This window comes from Nocardia crassostreae, from assembly GCF_001613405.1.
GTDB lineage: Bacteria > Actinomycetota > Actinomycetes > Mycobacteriales > Mycobacteriaceae > Nocardia > Nocardia crassostreae.
Map to the genome: position 1 here is coordinate 22,040 of NZ_BDCH01000047.1, position 20,770 is coordinate 42,809.

The 20,770-nt window shown below is 68.0% G+C and carries 16 protein-coding genes and 3 pseudogenes; 12 read left to right on the forward strand and 7 right to left on the reverse strand.

Annotated elements, in window-relative coordinates; all coding sequences use genetic code 11:
* Positions 1-10: 10 nt before the first annotated feature.
* From NC4_RS44995 to NC4_RS37865, 4 genes and pseudogenes are all read right to left on the reverse strand, one after another.
* Positions 11-1,108, reverse strand: a complete 1,098-nt coding sequence (locus NC4_RS44995) for a xanthine dehydrogenase family protein molybdopterin-binding subunit (protein ID WP_369690827.1) — start codon at positions 1,106-1,108, stop codon at positions 11-13.
* Positions 1,100-2,257: pseudogene (locus NC4_RS45000) on the reverse strand (xanthine dehydrogenase family protein molybdopterin-binding subunit); the annotation flags it as partial. The gene NC4_RS44995 and the pseudogene NC4_RS45000, both read right to left, overlap by 9 nt.
* Positions 2,254-3,264, reverse strand: a complete 1,011-nt coding sequence (locus tag NC4_RS37860) for an FAD binding domain-containing protein (protein WP_067549183.1) — start codon at positions 3,262-3,264, stop codon at positions 2,254-2,256. The gene NC4_RS37860 and the pseudogene NC4_RS45000, both read right to left, overlap by 4 nt.
* Positions 3,261-3,809, reverse strand: coding sequence for a (2Fe-2S)-binding protein (locus tag NC4_RS37865; RefSeq protein WP_067549186.1), 549 nt, complete (start codon positions 3,807-3,809; stop codon positions 3,261-3,263). The genes NC4_RS37860 and NC4_RS37865 overlap by 4 nt, the downstream gene beginning before the upstream one ends.
* A gap of 219 nt (positions 3,810-4,028) precedes the next feature.
* On the opposite strand from NC4_RS37865, the gene npt reads away from it, so the two are divergent.
* The 4 genes and pseudogenes from npt to NC4_RS37885 all read left to right on the forward strand — a co-directional run bounded on the left by npt (position 4,029) and on the right by NC4_RS37885 (position 8,811).
* The gene (gene npt, locus NC4_RS37870) at positions 4,029-4,703 is read left to right on the forward strand and encodes a 4'-phosphopantetheinyl transferase Npt (RefSeq protein ID WP_067549190.1); all 675 of its coding nucleotides are present in this window, start codon (positions 4,029-4,031) and stop codon (positions 4,701-4,703) included.
* Positions 4,703-5,638 (forward strand): tRNA pseudouridine(55) synthase TruB, encoded by a 936-nt coding sequence (gene truB, locus NC4_RS37875; RefSeq protein ID WP_067549193.1) that lies wholly within the window; start codon positions 4,703-4,705, stop codon positions 5,636-5,638. Before npt ends, truB begins: the two co-directional genes overlap by 1 nt.
* 154 nt (positions 5,639-5,792) lie before the next feature.
* Positions 5,793-7,832 (forward strand): annotated as a pseudogene (locus tag NC4_RS37880) (amylo-alpha-1,6-glucosidase).
* Between the two features lie 352 nt (positions 7,833-8,184).
* Positions 8,185-8,811 (forward strand): hypothetical protein, encoded by a 627-nt coding sequence (locus NC4_RS37885; RefSeq protein WP_245722203.1) that lies wholly within the window; start codon positions 8,185-8,187, stop codon positions 8,809-8,811.
* Between the two features lie 6 nt (positions 8,812-8,817).
* Here the strand turns inward: NC4_RS37885 and NC4_RS37890 are convergent, their stop codons facing one another.
* The gene (locus tag NC4_RS37890; protein ID WP_067549196.1) at positions 8,818-9,399 is read right to left on the reverse strand and encodes a TetR/AcrR family transcriptional regulator; all 582 of its coding nucleotides are present in this window, start codon (positions 9,397-9,399) and stop codon (positions 8,818-8,820) included.
* Between the two features lie 101 nt (positions 9,400-9,500).
* On the opposite strand from NC4_RS37890, the gene NC4_RS37895 reads away from it, so the two are divergent.
* A complete protein-coding gene (locus tag NC4_RS37895; RefSeq protein WP_067549199.1) occupies positions 9,501-9,914 on the forward strand; it encodes a DUF4345 domain-containing protein in 414 nt (137 codons plus the stop codon).
* Positions 9,915-9,977: 63 nt separating this feature from the next.
* Here NC4_RS37895 and NC4_RS37900 read toward each other — a convergent pair whose 3' ends face one another.
* A complete protein-coding gene (locus NC4_RS37900; RefSeq protein ID WP_067549201.1) occupies positions 9,978-11,426 on the reverse strand; it encodes an FAD/NAD(P)-binding protein in 1,449 nt (482 codons plus the stop codon).
* A 178-nt stretch (positions 11,427-11,604) separates the two neighbouring features.
* On the opposite strand from NC4_RS37900, the gene NC4_RS37905 reads away from it, so the two are divergent.
* Together NC4_RS37905 and NC4_RS37910 are read left to right on the forward strand one after the other, a co-directional pair.
* On the forward strand, positions 11,605-12,714 hold the full coding sequence (locus NC4_RS37905) for a helix-turn-helix domain-containing protein (RefSeq protein WP_067549203.1): 1,110 nt from the start codon (positions 11,605-11,607) through the stop codon (positions 12,712-12,714).
* A gap of 148 nt (positions 12,715-12,862) precedes the next feature.
* Complete coding sequence (locus NC4_RS37910; protein WP_067549206.1) at positions 12,863-13,828, forward strand: ArsR family transcriptional regulator; 966 nt, start codon at positions 12,863-12,865, stop codon at positions 13,826-13,828.
* A 14-nt stretch (positions 13,829-13,842) separates the two neighbouring features.
* Here the strand turns inward: NC4_RS37910 and NC4_RS37915 are convergent, their stop codons facing one another.
* Positions 13,843-14,610 (reverse strand): metal-dependent transcriptional regulator, encoded by a 768-nt coding sequence (locus NC4_RS37915; RefSeq protein ID WP_245722204.1) that lies wholly within the window; start codon positions 14,608-14,610, stop codon positions 13,843-13,845.
* 151 nt (positions 14,611-14,761) lie between these two features.
* Here NC4_RS37915 and NC4_RS37920 point away from each other — a divergent pair, with 151 nt between their 5' ends.
* The 5 genes and pseudogenes from NC4_RS37920 (at position 14,762) to NC4_RS37940 (ending at position 20,542) form a co-directional block, all read left to right on the forward strand.
* Positions 14,762-15,712, forward strand: coding sequence for a bifunctional riboflavin kinase/FAD synthetase (locus NC4_RS37920; protein WP_067549209.1), 951 nt, complete (start codon positions 14,762-14,764; stop codon positions 15,710-15,712).
* A gap of 92 nt (positions 15,713-15,804) precedes the next feature.
* Entirely contained in the window at positions 15,805-16,074 is a 270-nt protein-coding gene (gene rpsO, locus NC4_RS37925; protein ID WP_067549212.1) for a 30S ribosomal protein S15, read from the forward strand.
* Between the two features lie 376 nt (positions 16,075-16,450).
* Positions 16,451-18,712 (forward strand): polyribonucleotide nucleotidyltransferase, encoded by a 2,262-nt coding sequence (locus NC4_RS37930; RefSeq protein WP_067549215.1) that lies wholly within the window; start codon positions 16,451-16,453, stop codon positions 18,710-18,712.
* Between the two features lie 93 nt (positions 18,713-18,805).
* A pseudogene (locus NC4_RS37935) lies at positions 18,806-20,091 on the forward strand (M16 family metallopeptidase).
* Positions 20,092-20,185: 94 nt separating this feature from the next.
* Complete coding sequence (locus NC4_RS37940) at positions 20,186-20,542, forward strand: hypothetical protein (RefSeq protein WP_157555470.1); 357 nt, start codon at positions 20,186-20,188, stop codon at positions 20,540-20,542.
* Positions 20,543-20,770 lie beyond the last annotated feature (228 nt).

The following is a 20,770-nucleotide window of genomic DNA, read 5'->3' on the forward strand; positions in this document are numbered from 1 at the left end:
ACAACGGTCTTCAGATCAGGTGCTCGATGCGCACCGGGATTTCGCGAATGCGTTTGCCGGTGGCGTGATGAATCGCGTTGATGATCGCCGTGGCCGCGCCGATCATGCCGAGCTCGCCGAGGCCCTTGACGCCCAGCGGGTTCACCACCGTGTCCTCCTGCTCCACGAAGGAGATATCGACGGCCGGTGCGTCGGCATTGACCGGCAGCAGGTATTCCAGCAGTGAGGGATTGGCCCAGCTGCCGTCGCGGGGATCGGGCAGCGTGCCTTCCATCAAGGCTTGGGACAGGCCACAATTCAGGCCGCCCAGCACCTGACTGCGCGCCAGTTTGGCATTGAGCACCCGGCCGGGCGCGTATGCGCCGACCATGCGGCGCACCCGCACCAGACCCAGTTCCGGATCCACCGCGACCTCCGCGAACTGCGCGCCGAAGCTCATCATCCCGTACGGCTGACCCTGCGGCGGCGGGTTCCAGGTGCCGATGGTCTCCACATCGGTGAGGTGATTGCGCCCGAGCAGATTCGAGTACTCCTCGCGCACAGTGGGATTCGCGCGCAACCGCAAAGCGCCGTCGCGGCCTTCGATCTCCACCGCCGCATGCCTGTGCAGCGGCGAGGCGGTATCGCCGACGGCCAGCTCGATGAGCTGCGCCAGCAGATCGGTGCACGCGGTGTGCACCGCGGCGCTGATGATGCCCGCGCCCATGGACCCCACCGCCGCGGCGATATTCGGATAGTCGGTATCGCCGATATCGACCCGGATCCGGTCGAACGGCACCCCGAGCGCGTCACCGGCGACCTGGGCCATGGTGGTGGCCACGCCGGTGCCGAAGTCCTGCGTTCCGGCCTGCACGATCAGCGAACCGTCGCTCAGCAGCCGGGCGTGCGCGCGCTGCGGCTGTCCGGGCTCGTAGGCCGGATAGCCCGCCGTGGCAATGCCCCAGCCGAGCAGCCAGTTCCCGTCCGTGCGTGGGCCTTTCCGGTAGTTCTCGGCCGACCAGCCGAACCGCTGAGCGGCCAGGCGCATGCACTCGGCATAGCCGTCCGAGCTCCACGGATGCCCGCTCTCCGGATCGATGGCGGCGTGATTGCGCAGCCGCAGTTCCATCGGATCCGCGCCGAGTTCGCTGGCGAGCTCGTCGACGGCGCATTCCAGGGCCGCCATGCCCGAGGCCTCGCCGGGCCCGCGCATGAAGGTGGGCGACATGGAGTTTCCGCGAATCAGCCGGTACCGCCCCTCCCAGTTCGGGATGTCGTAGGCCTGCCCGGCCACGCCCAGCGACGGTTCCGCCCAGTCATCGAACGGTGAAGCGAGGGACAGCTTGTGGTGCCGCAGTCCGGTGAACATGCCGTCGGCGTCGCAGGTCAGGGTGACCCGCTGTTCCTGCTCCTCGCGCAACCCGGTGCCGTAGAACATCTACTCGCGATCCAGCACGACCTTGACCGGCCTGCCCAGCTCCCGCGCGATCATGGGCGCGAGCGTCACATGCGGCCAGATCAGGGCTTTCGCGCCGAAGCCGCCGCCCACGTAATGCGCCACCACGCGCACATTGCTGGGCGATATGCCAAGGTAGGCGGCGATTGTCGCCTGCGTGGCGGACACGCCCTGGGTGGTGTCGTAGACGGTCACCGTATCGCCGTCCCACACCGCCGCCGTCGCCGAACATTCGATCGGATTGTGGTGGTTGGCGGCGAAATGATAAGTGGCGTCGACGATATGGGCCGCCTGTTTGGCCGCGGCCTCGAAATCGCCCCGGGACTGCACGCCCGGAATCATCCCGCAGAAGATCTTGTCCGGCTGATAGGCCGCATTGCGCCCGTCCTCGATGCGGACCAGCGTCTCGCGCTCGTCGTAGTCGGCGGTGACGAGCTCCGCGGCCCGCTGCGCCTCCTCGAAGGTATCGGCCACCACCACGGCAATGGGCTGGCCGTAGTAGTGAATCGTGGTGTCCTGCATGGGGAAGAAGGTCTGCCCCGGCGCCGGTCCGCCGAATCCAGAGGGCCACTGCGGCGGGATATCGGCCACCTTCGGCAGGTTCTCGTGCGTGAAGACCGCCACGGCCCCGGCGGCCATGGCGGCCGCGGTGTCGACGGAGCGCACCGCGCCGTGGCCGATGCGCGCGCACACCATCACCGCGTGCGCCATGCCGTGCATCGGGATCTCGGCGGTGTACTGCGCCGCGCCGGTGACCTTGGCGCGGCCGTCGAGGCGATCGAAACCCTGGCCGACCAGCGGCCGGGATACGGTTGCGGTCATTTGAAGCCTCCCAGCAGATACACCTGCGGGCGTACGGTTTCCAGCGCCCGGACCAGGGTGCGCTGGGCGAGTTCGACCTTGAAGGCGTTCATGGGGTGCGTGGCATCGGCCCCGGCTAGCTCGGCGGCGGCCGCCTTCGCGAAATTGGCGGTGGTGGCGGCCTTTCCGATGAGCTGCGCCTCCGCGATGCGGGCCCGCCACGGTTTGGTGCCCACCCCGCCCAGGCCGATCCGCACGTCGATGACGGTGCCGTCGGCGACATTCAGCGCGACGGCCGCGGAGGTGAGGGCGAACTCGTAGGATTCGCGATCACGCACCTTGAGGTAGTGCGAATTGGTGGCGAACGGCAAGGGCGGCACATCGATTCGCGTGATCAGCTCGTCCTCGGCGAGCGGATGCTCGACGTGCGGGGTATTGCCGGGCAGCAGGAAGAAATCGTCGAAGGCGATGGTGCGCTCCCCGCGCGGGCCCCACACCGTGACCGTCGCGTCCAGGGCCACCAGGGGAATGGCCACATCCGAGGGATGGGTGGCGAAACACATCGGGCTGGTGCCGAGAATCGCGTGGCCGCGGTGCATTCCGTCCAGGGCCGCGCACCCGGAGCCCGGCTCGCGCTTATTGCAGGCATGTCCGGGTTCGCGGAAATACGAGCAGCGCACCTTCTGCATGAGATTGCCGCCCATGGTGGCCATATTCCGCAGCTGCGCCGAGGCGCCCTTCCACAGCGCCACCAACAGGAACGGATAGCGTTCCACCACATCGGGTTCGGCGGCCACCTCGCTCATCTTGGCGAGCGCGCCGATGCGCAGACCGCCCTCGGGGGTGTGCTCGAGCCCGCCCAGCGGCAGCCAGGTGATGTCCACGACATTGTCCGGTTCCATGGCGCCGATGCGCAGCATGTCCACCAGCGTGGTGCCACCGGCCAGGAAAACCGTTCGCGGCCTTGCCGTCACGGTGCTCACGGCCTGTTCGGCGGTGGTGGGCCGGGCATAGGAAATGGGTTTCACGGCAGTTCTCCCGCCGCTCGATTCATGGCGTCGCGGGCGGTGCACACCGCATCGCGAATGTTCTGATACGCCGCGCAGCGGCAGATATTGCCGCTCATCCATTCGGCGATCTCGATCTCGGATTCGGCGTGCCCCTCTTCGATGCATTTGATGGCCGACATGATCTGACCGGAGGTGCAGTAGCCGCATTGGAAACCGTCGGCCTCGAGAAACGCCTGCTGCACTGGATGCAGCGTGTCACCGTCGGCGACGCCCTCGATGGTGGTGATCTCGCGGCCTTCGGCGGCGAGCGCGAGGGTCAGGCAGGACAGCACCCGTTTGTTGTCCATCCATACCGTGCACGCGCCGCAGCCGCCTTGATCGCAGCCTTTCTTGGTGCCGGTGAGATGCAGATGCTCGCGCAGGGCGTCGAGCAGACTGGTGCGTGGTTCGAGGACCGTGAAGTGTTCGTGACCGTTGACGCGCAGTGTCGCCATGATACGGGTTGGGCCGATGAATTCCGCCGGTTGCGCACCGATGCGGCCCGGTGATTGCTCGATTGACATCCCTCGCCTCCTGACTCGCGGACCCGGGGGATGCCGCGGTTGTCGCCGGACTGCGTCTGGTGATGAGCTGGCAAAAGCCTAGCAACCATGCGCTGGTCGTGCAGGGCGAATCCGGACCGGTAGGCTCGACGCGTTGAGTGTGGTGCGAGCAGGAGGCGGGTCATCGAGCAGCGGGCGGTCGCGGCGACATCAGGGGAAACGAACCCGGAGTCGGCGCGCTTGATCTCCAGGATTCTTCCGCACGGCGTGGCGGCCGCGGAGTTGACGACCTATCCAGAGGGCTTGAAACCGCACCCCGCCGAGGAGCATCTGATCTCCCGGGCCGTGGAGAAGCGGCGGCGTGATTTCATCGGCGCGCGGCACTGCGCCCGGCAGGCGCTGACCGAGCTCGGCGAGCCCGCCGTGGCCATCGGCAAGGGCGGGACCGGGGAACCGCTGTTCCCGCGCGGCATTGTCGGCAGCCTCACCCACTGCGACGGCTACCGGGCCGCCGCGCTGGCGCACAAACTGCGTTTCCGGTCCATCGGCATCGATGCCGAACCGCACGGGCAGCTGCCCGAGGGCGTGCTCGATTCGGTGAGCCTGCCCGCCGAACGCGACTGGTTGGCGACGGTGCTGCCCGGCACCGGCCTGCACCTGGATCGACTGCTGTTCTGCGCCAAGGAGGCCACCTACAAGACGTGGTTCCCGCTCACCGATCGCTGGCTCGGCTTCGAGGACGCGCACATCACCTTCACCGTGGACGAGGAATCCGCCGGTGCGGGCGCGGGCACCTTCCACAGCGAACTGCTGGTGCCCGGCAATACCACCGACGGCGGCGCGCCCCTGATGTCGTTCGACGGCCGCTGGCTGATCGCCGACGGCCTCATCCTGACCGCGATCGTGGAGGCCTGATGGGGGAGAAGCGGACTCCCGTGGTCGACGCGCTCGGCGGCCTGCTCATCGTCGACAAGGTCGGCGGCTGGACCAGCCACGACGTGGTCGCCAAGAGCCGAAGGCTGTTGCGCACCAAGAAGGTCGGCCACGCGGGCACTCTGGACCCGATGGCCACCGGCGTGCTGGTCCTCGGCGTCGAACGCGCCACCAAACTCCTGGGTCAGCTCATCCTGACCACCAAGGCGTACACCGCCACCATCCGGCTCGGTCAGTCCACGATCACCGACGACGCGGAGGGCGAGGTCACCGCGACCACCCCCGCCGGGCATCTCGCCTATGCCGAAATCGCGGCCGTCGTCACTGAATTGACCGGCGATATTCAGCAGGTCCCCGCCACTGTCAGCGCCATCAAGGTCAATGGCGAACGCGCCTACGCCCGCGCCCGCGCCGGTGAGGATGTGGAACTGGCCGCCCGCCCCGTCACCGTCAGCCGCTTCGACATTCTGGCGCGCCGCGATATCGACACCGGCACAACGCAATTCGTCGACCTCGACGTCGAGGTCGAATGCTCCTCGGGCACCTACATCCGGGCCCTGGCGCGCGACCTCGGCGAAAAGCTCGGCGTCGGCGGCCATCTCACCGCCCTGCGTCGTACCCGCGTCGGCCCCTTCACCCTGGAGCACGCCCGCACCCTCGACCAGCTGGCCGTCGCCGCCGGAGCCGACGAACCCCTGCTCAGCCTCACCATCGACGAGGCCGTCCGCACCGCCTTCCCCACCCGCGACATCACCGACACCCAGGCCGAGGACCTCCGCAACGGCCGCTGGCTCGACCCCGTCGGCCTGCCCGGCGTCTACGCCGCCATCGACTCCTCCGGCCACGCCATCGCGCTCGTGAAGGAAAGCAGCAAACGCGCCTCCTCGGTCATGGTCGTCCGCCCCGCCAATCTCTGAGTCCGGGCGGCGGGCCCGCGCATAACCATCCAGTTACGACTGGGCGAACGGCCGCCGCAGATCTTGAGCTGCTCGCGCGAGTCTGACAGCGTGGAGCGCGGTGAGCATCTTCAATGCCGGACCACCGGCCGCCACGGGCGGCGGGCTGGTGACCATGGTCAAGGCGGGCACCTTCTGCCTGTCCGACCAGCTCGGCGATATTCACGCCGGTTCGGCCCAGGGCCTGTTCTATCGGGATGCGCGGGTCATCAGCCGGTAGGAGTTGCGGTTGGATGGGCATGCGCCGGAACAGCTTTCGGTGCTGCCCGCGGAGGCGTTCCGGATCCGGTTCGTGGCGCGCATGCCGCCGCGCCAAGGCGTCGCCGACGCCACCGTGCTGGTGCTGCGCAAGCGCATCATCGGCGACGGGATGCGGGAGAAGATCATTGTGTGCAATCTCGGTGACGAGGACACCGCGCTCACCCTTTCGCTCACCGTCGATTCCGATTTCGCCGATCTGTTCGCGGTCAAGGAGGGGCGGCTCAATACCGGCGGCTGCGATTTCACCGTCACCGACGGGGCGCTGCGGCTGACCGATCGCCAGGATGCCGGGCGCGGGCTGGTGATCACCGCGAGCGGGGATCCGGTGGTGCAGCCGGGGCAGCTGTCCTGGCGGGTGGTGGTGCCGCGCCGGGACAGCTGGCACACGGTGGTGGAATGCCAACCGCTGCTGGGACATCGGGCCGTGCCCATGAATCTCGACGCCGACGACGAGGACAGTCCCACCAACAAGATCCGGCAGTGGCGCGCCAATGCCACCAGCCTCACCGCAGACGGCGCGGGGCTGAGCGCCATCCTCGCCCGCACCGAGAGCGATCTCGGCGCGCTGCGCATGGACGACTCCGACGACGGCACCATGTACGTGGCCGCGGGCGCGCCGTGGTTCATGGCGCTCTTCGGCCGCGACAGCCTGCTGACCTCCTGGATGGCGCTGCTGCTGGACTCCGACCTCGCCCTGGGGACCTTGCGCAGGCTGGCGAAACTGCAAGGCGCACACGTCGATCCGATTACCGAGGAGGAGCCCGGCCGCATCATGCACGAAATGCGGCACGGTCCCTCCGGCGATCAGGTGCTCGGCGGCACCGTCTACTACGGCACGGTCGACGCGACCCCGCTGTTCGTCATGCTGCTCGCCGAGTGCAGGCGCTGGGGCGTCGAGGAGGACGCCGTCAAGGAGCTGCTGCCCGCCGCGGATGCCGCCCTGGGGTGGATCGACCGGTACGGCGACGCCGACGGTGACGGGTTCGTCGAATACCGGCGCAAGACCGATCGCGGCCTGGCCAATCAAGGCTGGAAGGACAGCTGGGACGCAATCAGTTTCGCCGACGGGCATCTCGCCGATCCGCCCATCGCGCTGTGCGAGGTGCAGGGGTACGTCTAGGCCGCCCGCCTGGGCCGCGCCGACCTGGCCGAAGCCTTCGGCGACACCGCGACCGCCACCCGTCTGCGCGCCCAGGCGGCGGAGTTGAAAACCCGCTTCGACGAAGCCTTCTGGATGCCCGGCTCGGGGTGGTACGCCATGGCCCTGGACGGGAACAAGCGTCAGGTCGACGCCCTCGGCAGCAATGTCGCGCACTGTCTGTGGACCGGCATCGTCCCCGACGAACGCGCCGCCCCCCTCATCGAACGCCTGGCCGCCGCCGATATGGACAGCGGCTTCGGCCTGCGCACCCTGTCGTCGACAATGCACCGCTACAACCCCATGGGCTATCACACCGGTTCGGTCTGGCCCCACGACTCGGCCATCGCCGTCGCCGGTCTGCTCCGCTACCACCACATTCCGGGCGCGGTCGACCTGGCCGAACGCCTCTCCGGCGGCCTCGTCGAAGCCTTCCTCGAATTCGGCGCCCGCCCACCGGAACTCTTCTGCGGCTTCGCCCGCAACGACCTGCGATCCCCGGTCCCCTACCCGACGTCCTGCTCTCCCCAGGCCTGGGCCAGCGCCGCCCCACTCCTGCTCATGCGCTCCTTCCTCGGCCTGTCACCCAATGTCCCGCAACGCACGCTCACCGTCGCACCGCGGCTGCCCGAGCGCGCCGGACGGGTGCGCCTGGCGGATCTGCGGCTGGGACCGGCGACGGTGACCATCGAGGCCGAGGGCACGACGGTGAAAGTGGCTGGGCTGCCGGGAGATTGGCAGTTGATCCAGGACTGATCGGGGGAGCACATACCAATAGGGGGATATGCGCATTCAGCGATGTATGCCAGGTTTGTGTAATAGGCATTGACCTGCGGTAATTCTTGTCGGCTTCGGTCCGATACGCCGGTATCGAGGTTTGATCGGAGGGGATCGGCAAATGCGACTAGGGCGGATAGTGCAAGCCATGCTGGTTAGCGGGGTGGTGGTGATCGCCACGGCGTGCGGATCGGATGGAGGCGAGTCGCCGGAGACTTCGGCGGGGAGTCCCACCACGAGCGTTTCGACGCAGATCAGTACGGTGCCAACGTCGGCGCCGTCGGGAAATGGTGGGGGAGGCGGGACTACGCCGGGCCGGGAGCCGGGGACGGTGGTGGTGCCGCCGGGAGATCCGGGGGATTCCGATCCGCTGCCGGACACGTCGGCGGTGTTGATTCAGACGGTGACCGTGCAGGGGACGGCGATTCCGTATGTGCCGGTGAATCTTCGGCTGTATCAGCCGTGTGATCCGAGCTCGGGGGATTTGCCGGAGGGGACGCCGGAGGTGCGGCGGTGGGACGGGGTGACCGATTCCAATGGGCAGGCGGTGTTCTCGGTTCCGGTGGGGTGCTACCGATTCGGGATGGAGGCGCCGCTGGGGACGAATCCGGTGCCGGAGGGGTTGCACACCTTGTTCGTGGAGCACGAAGGTGAGACCGAGTACGGGCGGTTGCGGTTCCAGGATCCGGCGCCCGCGCCGGTGTGCGCCTCGCAGACCATCCTGCATGATCTGGGGGAGGGGCCGCCGTACACGACGACGCTGGCGACGGTGAGCGAGTGCGATGGGTACTGGGCCGTCATCGTCTGGGATATGCCGGGTGACAGTCAGCGGATCGTGCATCGCGGGTACGACTTCGGGTGGACGAACTATGTCTACTTCCCGCATGACAAGTGCTGGAGCGAGGCGAAAGCCGATGGGGTTCCGGCGAATCTGGAGAAGTACTTCCTGAAGTGCTGAGGGCTCTCACCGCGATTGCAGCGGTGCGAGTGCGCCCAGTGCCGCGCCGACACAGGCGTCGCGCAGCACTGGGCGTGGGCAGTGGCGGGTTTCCAGCCAGTCGACGGTGAGAACGCGGACGAAGGTCAGCCAACTCATGAGGATGGACGAAATCGTTTCGCGCACTGCGGGATCGACGTCGAGAACGGCGAGGATGCGGTCGCGGAGTTCGCCGAGCTCGCCCGTGATGACGGCCTGGATGGCGAGATCGCCGATGAGGATCCTGTTGGCGGCCAGAATGGATTTGGCATTGGCTTCGAAATAGTCGAAGTGCACGTCGAGCCCGACCGCCAGCTGTTCGGCGAGCGGGATCGCGGGATCGAAGGTGGTGTCCACCAGCAACTGTTGGGCCGCGCGCTGGTAGACGGCGACGAAAAGGTCTCGCTTGCTGGGGAAGTGGCGGTACAGCAGCGCGCGGGACACCCCGGCCTCGGCCGCGACGTCCTCCATGAGCACGGCGGTGTAGTCGCGGTCGGCGAAGAGCCGCTCACCGGCATCGATGAGCAGGCGGCGGCGATCCTCGGGGGCGAGTCGGCGGCGGGTGGTCACGACCGCCAGCTTAGTTGACGTGTGTCTACTAGAGGTCGTAGCCTCTGCTAGTAGACACACGTCTACTAGTGAATGCTGATCACCAGCTCGGGAGGTTTCTGATGACGGCTGCGCTCAAATGGCTGAGCCTAATCATGGGGTGGGCCTGTGTGGCGATCGGTGTGCTGCACATGGCCCTCGGCATCGATTCCGTGCCGGATATGGCCGACTCCGGCGTCACCGCCGACAGCCAGAGCCGCTTCTTCGGCGCGATCTTCCTCGGCTACGGCCTGGCCTGGCTGTGGGCCGTGCGCCGGAATCCCATCGACACCACCGCCATTCGCTGGCTCGCCGGAATCTTCGCCCTCGGCGCCCTGGGCCGGTTCCTCTCCATCGCGGTGCACGGCTGGCCGCACTGGTTCCAACTGGTGCTCACCGCCATCGAAGTCGTGCTGCCGCCGGTGTGGTTCTGGCTGGCCGCGGCCGAGGACAGGCGCACCACCCACACCCCGGCCGCGACGGCGGCCCGGGCGTGAACCGCTGTCTGTCCTTCCGGCCACAACCCTGCCGGGAGGACAGACGGCACCTTCGCTGCGCGCTCAGTCGTCGAGCAGCCCCGCTGCGAGGCGGGCGGCTTCGGCCGCCAGGCCGGGTGGACTGGTGGCAATGAACATCGATGTGGCCGCGAGGTTTCCGAGGATGCGCCAGGTCGGGTCGGGGCGCCCGGCGACGGATAGGCGGCCGGTGGCGGGGTCCGCCGCGAGCCCACCGGCCGGGTCGAGTTCGGCGGCCCGCGCCCCCAGGAGCGCGCTCACCAGCGGTTCGCTGTCCTGCGGTGTGGTGTAGGCCGACGGATTCACGGCGTTGAGGACCACGTCGGCGGTCCATTCGGTGTCGTCGAACACCGTGAATCCGCCGCCGGGGCGGGCTTCGAGTTTCCGCAGGCCCGGTCGTAGCCGTAGCTGGCCCGAATCCAGGAGGCGCAGCATGATTTTCGCATTGTGCGGGACCATGGGTGAGCTGAGGCCGTTGATGGTGCGGAAGTGCGAGGCCCGCAGCAGGGCGCGGTCCGCTTCCGGCAGCCGCGGCCAGGCGAGGGGGCCGGTGATGCGAATGAGCATGACCAGCAAGCGGAGTCCGAGATGCGGGGAGTCGACCGCCGCCAGCTGGCGGCGCAGGCGATCGACCGGCGGCTCGGCGCCGGTGGCCAGGATCTCCGCGGCGAAGGCATCGAAATCATGGCCGAGGTCGGTGAGTTCGGCGCGCATGAGATCCACCAGCTCGGCGAAACTCACCGCGGCGCGCGGTCCGATCGCCTCGGGGGTGAGATGCCGCGGTTCCAGCTGCATCGGCCGCTGCTGCACGAACGGCAGTGCGCCGGTGCGGGACAGGAAGGTGATCGGCCCGGTGTGACCGTGTGCGGTGAGTCCGGCCGCGATATCGACCGCCGTGAGCCCGCTGCCGATGACGGCGACATGCACACCGGCGGGAATGCCGGGCAGTGTGCGGGCCAGCGGATACGGTTCGCCGACGTAGCCGGGTGCGCCCGTCAACCCGTAATGGTCACGGGGACGGCCGCTTCCGACACCGAGCACGGCGCGGTCCACCGGCACGGCGGCGCCGTCCTCGGTGTGCAGCACCGCCCGCTCGCCCCGGGTGAAACCGGTGACCCGCGACTGCACGACGCTCACCCGGGTCCCGTCGGCCCGGAGCGCGGTCATGGCCGCGCGGGCGGTGTCCTGCAGGTAGCGGCCGTACAGCGCCCGCGGCACGAGCGGCTGGCCGAGGCTGTCGTCGAGATAGCCCGCGATATCGTCGCGCTCGCTCAACCAGCGCTGATAGTGCCCCGGATCCCCGGCGCGAACGGACATGAGCGGGGGCGGGGCGTTCACGCGCACGGCGTCGATATCGGGCTGATAGGCCCGGCCCCGCCACAGCGTCTCCGCACCGTCGAAAACCGTGACGGCCGTGGGCTTCCGGTCCGCCGCGGCGAGTGCGTCCAGCAGGGCGACCGCGGCGGCGCCCGAACCGACGATCCCGATGTGCATGGTGGTGCTCCTTCTCCAGATTCGGTGGTGCTGCGCTTCGGTGGTGATGCGCGGACCAGCCTCATCCGCCCGCCGCCGTCGGCCCATCCCGCAAATGCGGGGAATTACGTGCGCGCCCGGCGGTTCCCCCTCATATGTGGGATGGCGGATACGCGGGCGCGCGCAGCAGGATGGCGAGATGACCACTCCGACCCGGCACACGGTGACCACCCTGCTCACCGAGATCGCCGCGGCCCCCGACGCGCAGACGCTGTTCGAGCGCACCTCGGCTCGGTTGCGCCGTATGGCCCCGTTCGACGCGGCCGTCTGGGTGGCCACCGATCCGGTCAACGGCCTGACCACCGCGCCGGTGCGGGTGGAGAACCTGCACGAGGGCGGCTGCGGAACCTATTGGGAATCGGAGTTCTTCGCCGAGAACGTCAACCTGTTCCGCGATCTGGCCCGCGCCCCCGTCCCGGTGGCGGGCCTGCGCGCCGTCACCGGCGATCGCCCGGCCCGCAGCTCGCTGTACCGGAACTTCATGCGCCCCCGCGGTTTCGACGACGAGTTGCGCGCGGTCTTCCGCGCCGACGGCCTGCCGTGGGGTCAGCTCAGCCTGTTCCGCGAACGCGGCCGCACCGAATTCGCCGCCGCCGACCTGGCTCTCGTCGAAACCCTGTCCACGCCCATCGCGCAGCGGCTGCGCTCCTTCGCCCAACCCGCCGCCCCGCAGGCCGAACCGGAGGACGCCACCGCGCCCGGCATGCTGCTCTTCGACGCCGAGGGCGGACTGGTATCCATCAATGACGAGGCCCGCGACCTGCTCGCCCAGATGCCACCCGGTCCCGCCACCACGCCACTGGGCATCGAGCTGCCGCTGCCGGTCTGGATCCTCAGCACCGCCGGTCGCGCCCGCCTCACCGGAGCCAGCGCCCGCATCCGCATTCGCACCCGCCGCGGCCGCTGGCTGGTGTGCCACGCCTCCTGCCTGCGCGACGCACAGGGCCGCGGCGCCATGACCGCCATGGTCATCGAACCCGCCACACCCTCCGAAGTGTCCGAACTCGTCCTGGCCGCCTACGAATTGACCCGCCGCGAACTCGATGTCGTCGAGCAGATCGCCCGCGGCCTGCCCACCACCGAGATCGCCGAGCGCCTCCACCTCTCCCCGCACACCGTGCGCGATCACGTGAAAGCCATCTTCGACAAGGTCGGCGTCACCAGCCGCGGCGAACTGGTCGCCAAGCTGTTCACCGAATTCCAGCGTCCCGCCACCGAACACCGCACCGTCCGCGCCGAAGTCGGTTGAGCGGGTCGTCGAAGGGGGAAACCACCCGGTGGCAGCGGCACCGTGTTGGTACGGCGTCGAAAGGGGCCGGGTGCCGCTGCCGTAACAAGCTTGCGTGGGGAGGGCGGTGCGGGACAATCCTTTCGGGTAGTGCCGAAAGGGGGCCGATTTGTTACGGCTGTGGTTGGAGGCCGAGGATCTGGCTCGGGTGATCATCGCGCGGGGGACGCCGCCCATGGGGGTGGCGGTGCTGGCGGCGCAGGCGCTGGCGCGGCCGAATCCGGATGGGGTGCTGGATCGCTGGCGGGCGGGGGCGCGGCGGCGGGTGACGCCGTCGATGATGCCGCTGCTGGGTCTGGTGGGGCACGGACGCTACATCCCGGATTTCCTGACTCCGTACACCGCGGGCTGGGCGGGCGTGGAGGGGCAGATCGACGTTGTGCTGTCCACGCCGCAGCGGGAGGTGCGCACGCAACTCGCCCGGGCCTTCGGGCGCGGCCTGCCGCCGTCGTGGACCAAGCTGCTCGCCGATGACGACGGGGCGGCATGGGCGGCGCTGGCCACGGCGGCGCGCGATTTCCACGATCAGATCGTGGCGCCGGACCTGTCCCGGCTCGATGCCGGGATGGGCGCGGAAACCGCCGCTCTCGCACACACTCTCGCGACCGAGGGGGTGGCGGCGGCGCTGTCGACGCTGCATCCGCGAATTCGATGGTCGCATCCGGTGCTGGAGATCGAGACGCTGCGTGGCGGGGATGTGCGCTTGGGCGGGCGCGGACTGCAGTTGTGGCCTTCGGCTTTCGTATGGCCCACGCCGCGCGTGCTGCTCGATCACGAGGGTCCGGCGGTGCTGGTGTATCCGGTGCCGCCGCCCGCGCAGACGGCCGGGATCGCGGCCGATCCGGTCGCGGATCTCCTGGGCCGCACCCGCGTCGCCGTATTGCGGGCCGTGGTCAGCGGGGACAAGACCACCAGCGGGCTGGCGCGCGAACTCGACATCAGCGCCGCGTCGGCCTCCGAGCACGCGGCCGTACTGTGTAATGCGGGGCTGCTGTGCAGTATTCGCGAGGGCCGCGCGGTGTGTCACCGCATCACCCCGCTAGGCACATACCTGCTGCGGCCCCCGGCCTTCTGAGCGCCGCGAAATCCTCAGTGCTCGTTGGTGAGCCAGATGGCTTCGGCGGCAATGCTGCCCAGGTCGACCGTGCGCTCGGCGATCCGCACGGCGATGGTGCCCGCGAAATCGCGCCGCTCCACCAACGTGATCGGCGTGTCCAGGGCGATGTCGAGCGAATCGAAATACCGCAGCATGGCCGGATCGGAATCGGAAATCCGCGCCACCCAACCGGATTCACCGTCCCGGTAATCGCTGAGCTGGGTGGCCGGCGGCGTCGGCACCGCGCCGTCCACCGACGGGATGGGATCACCGTGCGGGTCGCGGTCGGGATGACCGAGCTTGGCGTCGATGCGTGCCATGAGCGTCTCGGAGACGGCGTGCTCGAGCACCTCCGCCTCGTCGTGCACCTCGTCCCAGCCGTAGCCCAGCTCGTTGACCAGGAAGGTCTCGATGAGGCGATGCCGTCGCACCATGGCGATGGCCGCCCGCCGCCCGTCCTCGGTGAGGGTGATCGCACCGTAGCGGGCGTGCTCCACCAGACCCTGTTCGGTGAGCTTGCGCACGGCCTCGGAGACCGTGGAGGCCGACACTTCCATGCGCTCGGCCAGCAGTTTGGTCGTGACCTTGTCCTGCGACCACTCCTGCGCGGTCCAGATGATCTTCAAATAGTCCTGGGCGACCGAGGACAGCACGGGGGCGATATCCGATCCGCGGCGCGCGGCGGCAGTGTCGGAGGTCCCGTTGGCTTCGGACGGATCGGCCAGCTCGCGGCGCGTGGCGATGTCTCGTTTTCCGGGCACGTACCCAACCTTAGGCACACCTCGTCTCGTTTCCCACATCGGCGCGCTGCCTGGTAGAAGCAGGTGAACGCAGGGTGTCTACCATGCTTCGTCCTGTGAAGATCCACAATGCCGAATACTGGCCGTGACGCGCTTTGCGTAGGCTTCCGGTGTGCAGAGATGGCGAAGTCTCGATGAGATGCCCGTGGAGTGGGGCCGGTGCGTGCTCACGATCGGGGTGTTCGACGGCGTGCACCGCGGTCACGCCCAGCTCATCAGCCGTGCGGTGAAATCCGCTGCGGTGCGGGGCGTTCCGTCGGTACTCATGACGTTCGACCCGCATCCGCTCGAGGTGGTGCGGCCCGGTTCGCATCCGGCGCAGCTGTTCACGCTGACCCGCCGCGCGGAACTGGTGGAGGAACTGGGCATCGACGTCTTCGTGGTGATGCCGTTCACCCACGATTTCATGAAACTGACACCCGAGCAGTACGTGCAGCAGCTGCTCGTGGACAAGCTGCACGTGGCCGAGGTCGTGGTGGGCGACAACTTCACCTTCGGCTCCAAGGCCGCGGGCACCGTGGACACCATGCGCGAATTCGGCGCCCGCTTCGGTTTCGACGTGGACGGGGTGCAGCTGCTCGGCGAGCACGCCGTCACCTTCTCCTCCACCTATATCCGCGCCTGCCTGTCCGCCGGTGACATCACCGCCGCCGCGGAGGCGCTGGGCCGCCCGCACCGGATCGAGGGCGTGGTCGTGCACGGCGACGGCCGCGGCAAGGGCCTGGGCTTCCCGACCGCTAATGTGGCCCCGACCATGCACGCCGCCATCCCGGCCGACGGGGTGTACGCGGGCTGGTTCACCGACCTCGAGGAACCGGACGCGCCCCGGCGCATGGCCGCCATCTCGGTCGGCACCAACCCCACCTTCGAGGACGGCCGCAACCGCACCGTCGAACCCCATATTCTCGACTTCGACGGCGATCTCTACGAGAAGCGCGTCGCGGTCGATTTCGTCGAGCAGCTGCGCGGTATGCGCAAGTTCGAATCCATCGACGACCTGGCGCAGGCCATCGGCCGCGATATGGATCAGGCCCGGAAAGTTCTCACCGCGGCCGACGTGTAAACTGGCCCGTCGGGTTTGCTGCGGTCCGCGGCGGCGCCCACCCGGATTTTCCGGACCCTTCCGAGCGCGGACTGAAACAACAGGAGATATCTGTGGCTCTGACCACCGAGCAGAAGAAGGCGATCCTCGCCGAGTACGGCGTGCACGAGAAGGACACCGGTTCCCCGGAGGCGCAAATCGCGCTGCTGTCCAAGCGGATCGCCGACATCACCGAGCACCTCAAGAAGCACAAGCACGACCACCACACCCGCCACGGCCTGATGGCGCTGATCGGTCGTCGCAAGCGGCTCTCGAAGTACCTGCAGAACACGGACATCAACCGCTACCGTGCTCTGATCGAGCGTCTCGGCCTGCGTCGCTGATTCGAGCGACACACACTGACAGCCAGAGGTAGTTGACGAACCGGCCAACGGGGAGGCTTAGAATCTCCTCGTTGGCCTTTCGTGCATCCGGTGAAACCTGCCGTGTGCACGCCAACAAGCCGTACGCACCCGTCGCGTGGCGTCGGTCTTCGGTAGTGGCTTTTCGGGGCGCGCAAGACGAGAGATTGCGTTGCCGGAGGGCTTCGATCGATGACCGCCTCCGCGTCGCCGTTCCCAAGGGGGAATCGGCCGGGTGTGCGTGTCGTGACCAGGAGGGTCGTGGCGTGCCCATGCCGGGTACGGCTGACGAGCCGGGATCGCGCACTAGGGAAAGGTGCGCTGGATCCCGGCGAGACGAGAGGTTGAGAAAAGAAAAATGTCTGAAACACAGAACAGCTCCGCCGTCGAGGTCGAGCCCGGCGTCTTCGAATCCGTCGCGCTGATCGACAACGGCAGCTACGGCACCCGCACCATCCGCTTCGAGACCGGACGTCTCGCCAAGCAGGCCGCCGGATCCGTCGTCGCCTACCTCGACGATGAGACCATGCTGCTGTCGGCCACCACCGCCGGTAAGAGCCCCAAGGACCAGTTCGGCTTCTTCCCGCTGACGGTGGACGTCGAGGAGCGCATGTACGCCGCGGGCCGCATCCCCGGCTCGTTCTTCCGTCGTGAGGGCCGCCCCTCCACCGACGCCATCCTGACCTGCCGCCTCATCGACCGGCCGCTGCGCCCGTCCTTCGTCGACGGTCTGCGCAACGAGATCCAGGTCGTGGTGACCGTCATGTCGCTGGATCCCAAGGATCTCTACGACGTGGTCGCCATCAATGCGGCCTCGGCGTCGACTCAGCTCGCGGGTCTGCCGTTCTCCGGCCCGGTCGGCGGCGTGCGCGTCGCCCTCATCGGTGACCAGTGGGTCGCGTTCCCGACCGTAGAGCAGCTGGAAGGCGCCGTGTTCGACATGGTCGTCGCCGGTCGCGTGGTCGAGGGCGACGTCGCCATCATGATGGTCGAGGCCGAGGCCACCGACAATGTGCTCGCACTGCTCGCCGACGGCGCCACCGCGCCGACCGAAGCCGTTGTGGCGCAGGGCCTCGAGGCCGCCAAGCCGTTCATCGCCCGCCTGTGCAAGGCGCAGCAGGACCTGGCCGAGAAGGCCGCCAAGGAGACCGCCGAATTCCCGGTCTTCCTGCCCTACCAGCCCGATGCCTACGAGGCCGTCGAGGGCACCGCCAAGGCGGAGCTCAACGAGGCGCTGTCCATCGCGGGCAAGCAGGAGCGCGAGGAGAAGATCGACGAGATCAAGCTCTCGGTGCTGTCCTCGCTCGCCGAGTCCTTCGAGGGCCGCGAGAAGGAGCTGGGCGCGGCGTTCCGCTCGGTCACCAAGAAGCTTGTGCGCCAGCGCATCCTGACCGACGGCTTCCGCATCGACGGCCGCGGTCTGGCCGATATCCGTGCGCTGTCGGCCGAGGTCGCGGTGGTTCCGCGCGCCCACGGTTCGGCGCTGTTCGAGCGCGGCGAGACCCAGATCATGGGTGTCACCACCCTCGACATGGTGAAGATGGCGCAGCAGGTCGACTCGCTCGGCCCGGAGACCTCCAAGCGCTACATGCACCACTACAACTTCCCGCCGTTCTCCACCGGTGAGACCGGCCGCGTGGGCTCCCCCAAGCGGCGCGAGATCGGCCACGGCGCGCTCGCCGAGCGGGCGCTCATGCCGGTGCTGCCCTCGCAGGAGGAGTTCCCCTACGCCATCCGTCAGGTGTCGGAGGCGTTGGGCTCCAACGGTTCCACCTCCATGGGTTCGGTGTGCGCCTCCACCCTGTCGCTGCTGAACGCCGGTGTGCCGCTGAAGGCTCCGGTGGCCGGTATCGCCATGGGTCTCGTGTCGGACACCATCAAGAACGACAAGGGTGAGGACGAGGTCCGCTACGTGGCCCTCACCGACATCCTGGGCGCCGAGGATGCCTTCGGCGATATGGACTTCAAGGTCGCCGGTACCCCCGAGTTCGTGACGGCTCTCCAGCTCGACACCAAGCTCGACGGCATCCCGTCGCAGGTCCTCGCGGGTGCGCTGAACCAGGCCAAGGACGCGCGTCTGACCATCCTGGATGTCATGGCCGAGGCCATCGCCACCCCGGATGAGATGAGCCCCTACGCTCCTCGCGTCACCGCCATCAAGATCCCGGTCGACAAGATCGGTGAGGTGATCGGACCCAAGGGCAAGGTCATCAACCAGATCACCGAGGACACCGGCGCCAACATCTCCATCGAGGATGACGGCACCGTGTTCGTCGGCGCGACCGACGGCCCGTCGGCGCAGGCCGCGATCGACGCGATCAACGCCATCGCCAACCCGCAGCTGCCCAAGGTCGGCGAGCGCTTCCTGGGCACGGTCGTCAAGACCACCGCCTTCGGCGCGTTCGTCTCGCTGCTGCCGGGTCGCGACGGTCTGGTGCACATCTCGAAGCTGGGCAACGGCAAGCGCGTCGCCAAGGTCGAGGATGTGGTGAACGTGGGTGACAAGCTGCGCGTCGAGATCGCCGATATCGACAACCGCGGCAAGATCTCGCTGGTGCCGGTCGACGAGGATTCGGACAACGCGGACGCGGCTCCGGCCGCCGACACCGCGGCCGAGTGAGTGTCGTAGCTCTGGCGTAATCTGCGGTGGCCCTTCGCTCCGGATGATGGAGTGAGGGGCCACCGGTTTCTCGTCTGCCAGTTGTGGGGAAGCATGGTTCGGAAGAAGGACACTCGAGTGTCGGGTAAGGAAGCTGCGCTGGTTCGCACCACCTCCGAGGTGCCGTATGCCGATACCGGTGTGCGGAAAACCGTCCTGCCCGGTGGACTACGAGTCGTCACCGAGCATGTGCCGGGCGTGCGCTCGGCCTCCATCGGCGTATGGGTCGGAGTCGGCTCGCGCGATGAAGGGCCGACCGTGGCGGGTGCGGCGCACTTCCTCGAGCATCTGCTGTTCAAGGCCACGCCCACGCGCAGCGCGCTGGATATCGCGCAGGCCATGGATGCCGTCGGCGGTGAGCTGAACGCGTTCACGGCCAAGGAGCAGACGTGCTACTACGCGCACGTGCTCGACGAGGATCTGCGGCTCGCAGTGGATCTCGTATCCGATGTGGTGCTCAACGGGCTGTGCCGGGCCGAGGACGTGGCCGTGGAGCGGCAGGTCGTGCTCGAGGAAATCTGCATGCGCGACGACGATCCGGAGGACATGGTCGGGGACGCGTTTCTCACCGCCATGTTCGGTGAGCACCCCATCGGGCGGCCGGTGATCGGGAGCATCGAATCCATCGAAGGCATGCAGGCCGCGCAATTGCGGTCGTTCCATCAGCGTCGGTACCGGCCCGATCGCATGGTCGTGGCGGTGGCGGGCAATGTGGAGCATGAGCACACCGTGGAATTGGTGCACCGGGCGTTCGCGCCGCACCTGGAAACGGGGCGTGAACCGGCGGGGCGGCGGGAAGGCAAGTTCCGGCCGCGTGGGAATCCGGAACTGCTGCGGATTCATCGGGACAGTGAACAGGCGCACTTGGTTTTCGGCACCCGGGCCTTCGGGCGGCATGAGGGTGAAAAGCGGTGGCCGCTCTCGGTTCTCAATACCGTTCTCGGCGGCGGATTGAGTTCGCGGCTTTTTCAGGCCATACGCGAGGAACGTGGGCTGGCCTACTCGGTGTACTCCAGCGTCGACACCTTTGCTGATACGGGGGCTTTCTCGGTTTATCTCGGCTGCCAGCCCGAAAACCTCGGCAAGGTGGCGGATCTGGCTCGGGGCGTGCTGGAAGAAGTGGCGGCCAATGGCATCACCGATGCCGAATGCGCTCGGGCCAAAGGGTCGCTGCGGGGTGGGCTCGTTCTGGGGCTGGAAGACTCCGGGTCCCGGATGAATCGCATCGGGCGGTCCGAGCTCAGCTATGGCAACCACCGGAGCGTTTCTGAGTCGCGGTCGCGGGGCCCTACCGGCGCACCCGGGACCTTCCCGCTGCGGTTCGACGGCTGGTCGACTGAGGCGAGGTGAATGCCACCGCCGTTGCGCTGGGCGCGGATTCGGCGGTGGGTAAAACACGTGGCGGCGGGGGGTCGGCGGTCCGAGCATGGGGCCATGGCTTTCATGTCGTCCGGGGAACGCTTGGTTGTGTTGGGCTTCGGTTTGTTTCTGCTGTTCAATGGCGCCATCGGGGTGATCGAGATCGCCAACGGCGTGGGGTATCTGACCGGGCATGGTGACTCGATCACCGTGCGTGTCGAAGGCACTCGGGAGGTGCAGACCGAGGAGGGGACCGGGCGGGAGAGCTACGGGTATTACGACAAGGGCGGGGAGCGGCATGAGGTCGTGCTGTGGGGACTGTACGAGGCGGGCGCGACGGTTGAGGCGCGAGAGGTGCTGGTGCCCTGGGGTATTACGAGTGGGCCGACAATACGCTCATCGAGGAGAAAGCCGATGCACAGGAGCGAGTGATCGTTGGTGGGCTGTGGAGCTGCTTCGGGTTGGGTGGGGCGGCTGTGTTCGGATGGATGGTTCACCGGCATCGGTGGTAGGTCGGCGGGCGGGCGGGGGAGGACTGTGTCGGGAGACGAAGCTGAGCAAAGAGGGCAATGGCTCGTCCTGGTTCGACGACTGGTCGACTGACTCTTTTGGGCGAGACCGCGGATCTATGAACGGTTTCGAGGGCAGTTCCCCCAAGTA

What these genes read in the sequence shown, in the direction of transcription:
- NC4_RS37900 (WP_067549201.1), bottom strand. Translation starts at nt 11,426, where the DNA reads ATGCACATCGGGATCGTCGGTTCGGGCGCCGCCGCGGTCGCCCTGCTG.
- NC4_RS37930 (WP_067549215.1), top strand. Translation starts at nt 16,451, where the DNA reads ATGTCTGAAACACAGAACAGCTCCGCCGTCGAGGTCGAGCCCGGCGTC.
- NC4_RS37905 (WP_067549203.1), top strand. Translation starts at nt 11,605, where the DNA reads ATGACCACTCCGACCCGGCACACGGTGACCACCCTGCTCACCGAGATC.
- NC4_RS37895 (WP_067549199.1), top strand. Translation starts at nt 9,501, where the DNA reads ATGACGGCTGCGCTCAAATGGCTGAGCCTAATCATGGGGTGGGCCTGT.
- NC4_RS44995 (WP_369690827.1), bottom strand. Translation starts at nt 1,108, where the DNA reads ATGGAACTGCGGCTGCGCAATCACGCCGCCATCGATCCGGAGAGCGGG.
- NC4_RS37940 (WP_157555470.1), top strand. Translation starts at nt 20,186, where the DNA reads ATGGCTTTCATGTCGTCCGGGGAACGCTTGGTTGTGTTGGGCTTCGGT.
- truB (WP_067549193.1), top strand. Translation starts at nt 4,703, where the DNA reads ATGGGGGAGAAGCGGACTCCCGTGGTCGACGCGCTCGGCGGCCTGCTC.
- NC4_RS37865 (WP_067549186.1), bottom strand. Translation starts at nt 3,809, where the DNA reads ATGTCAATCGAGCAATCACCGGGCCGCATCGGTGCGCAACCGGCGGAA.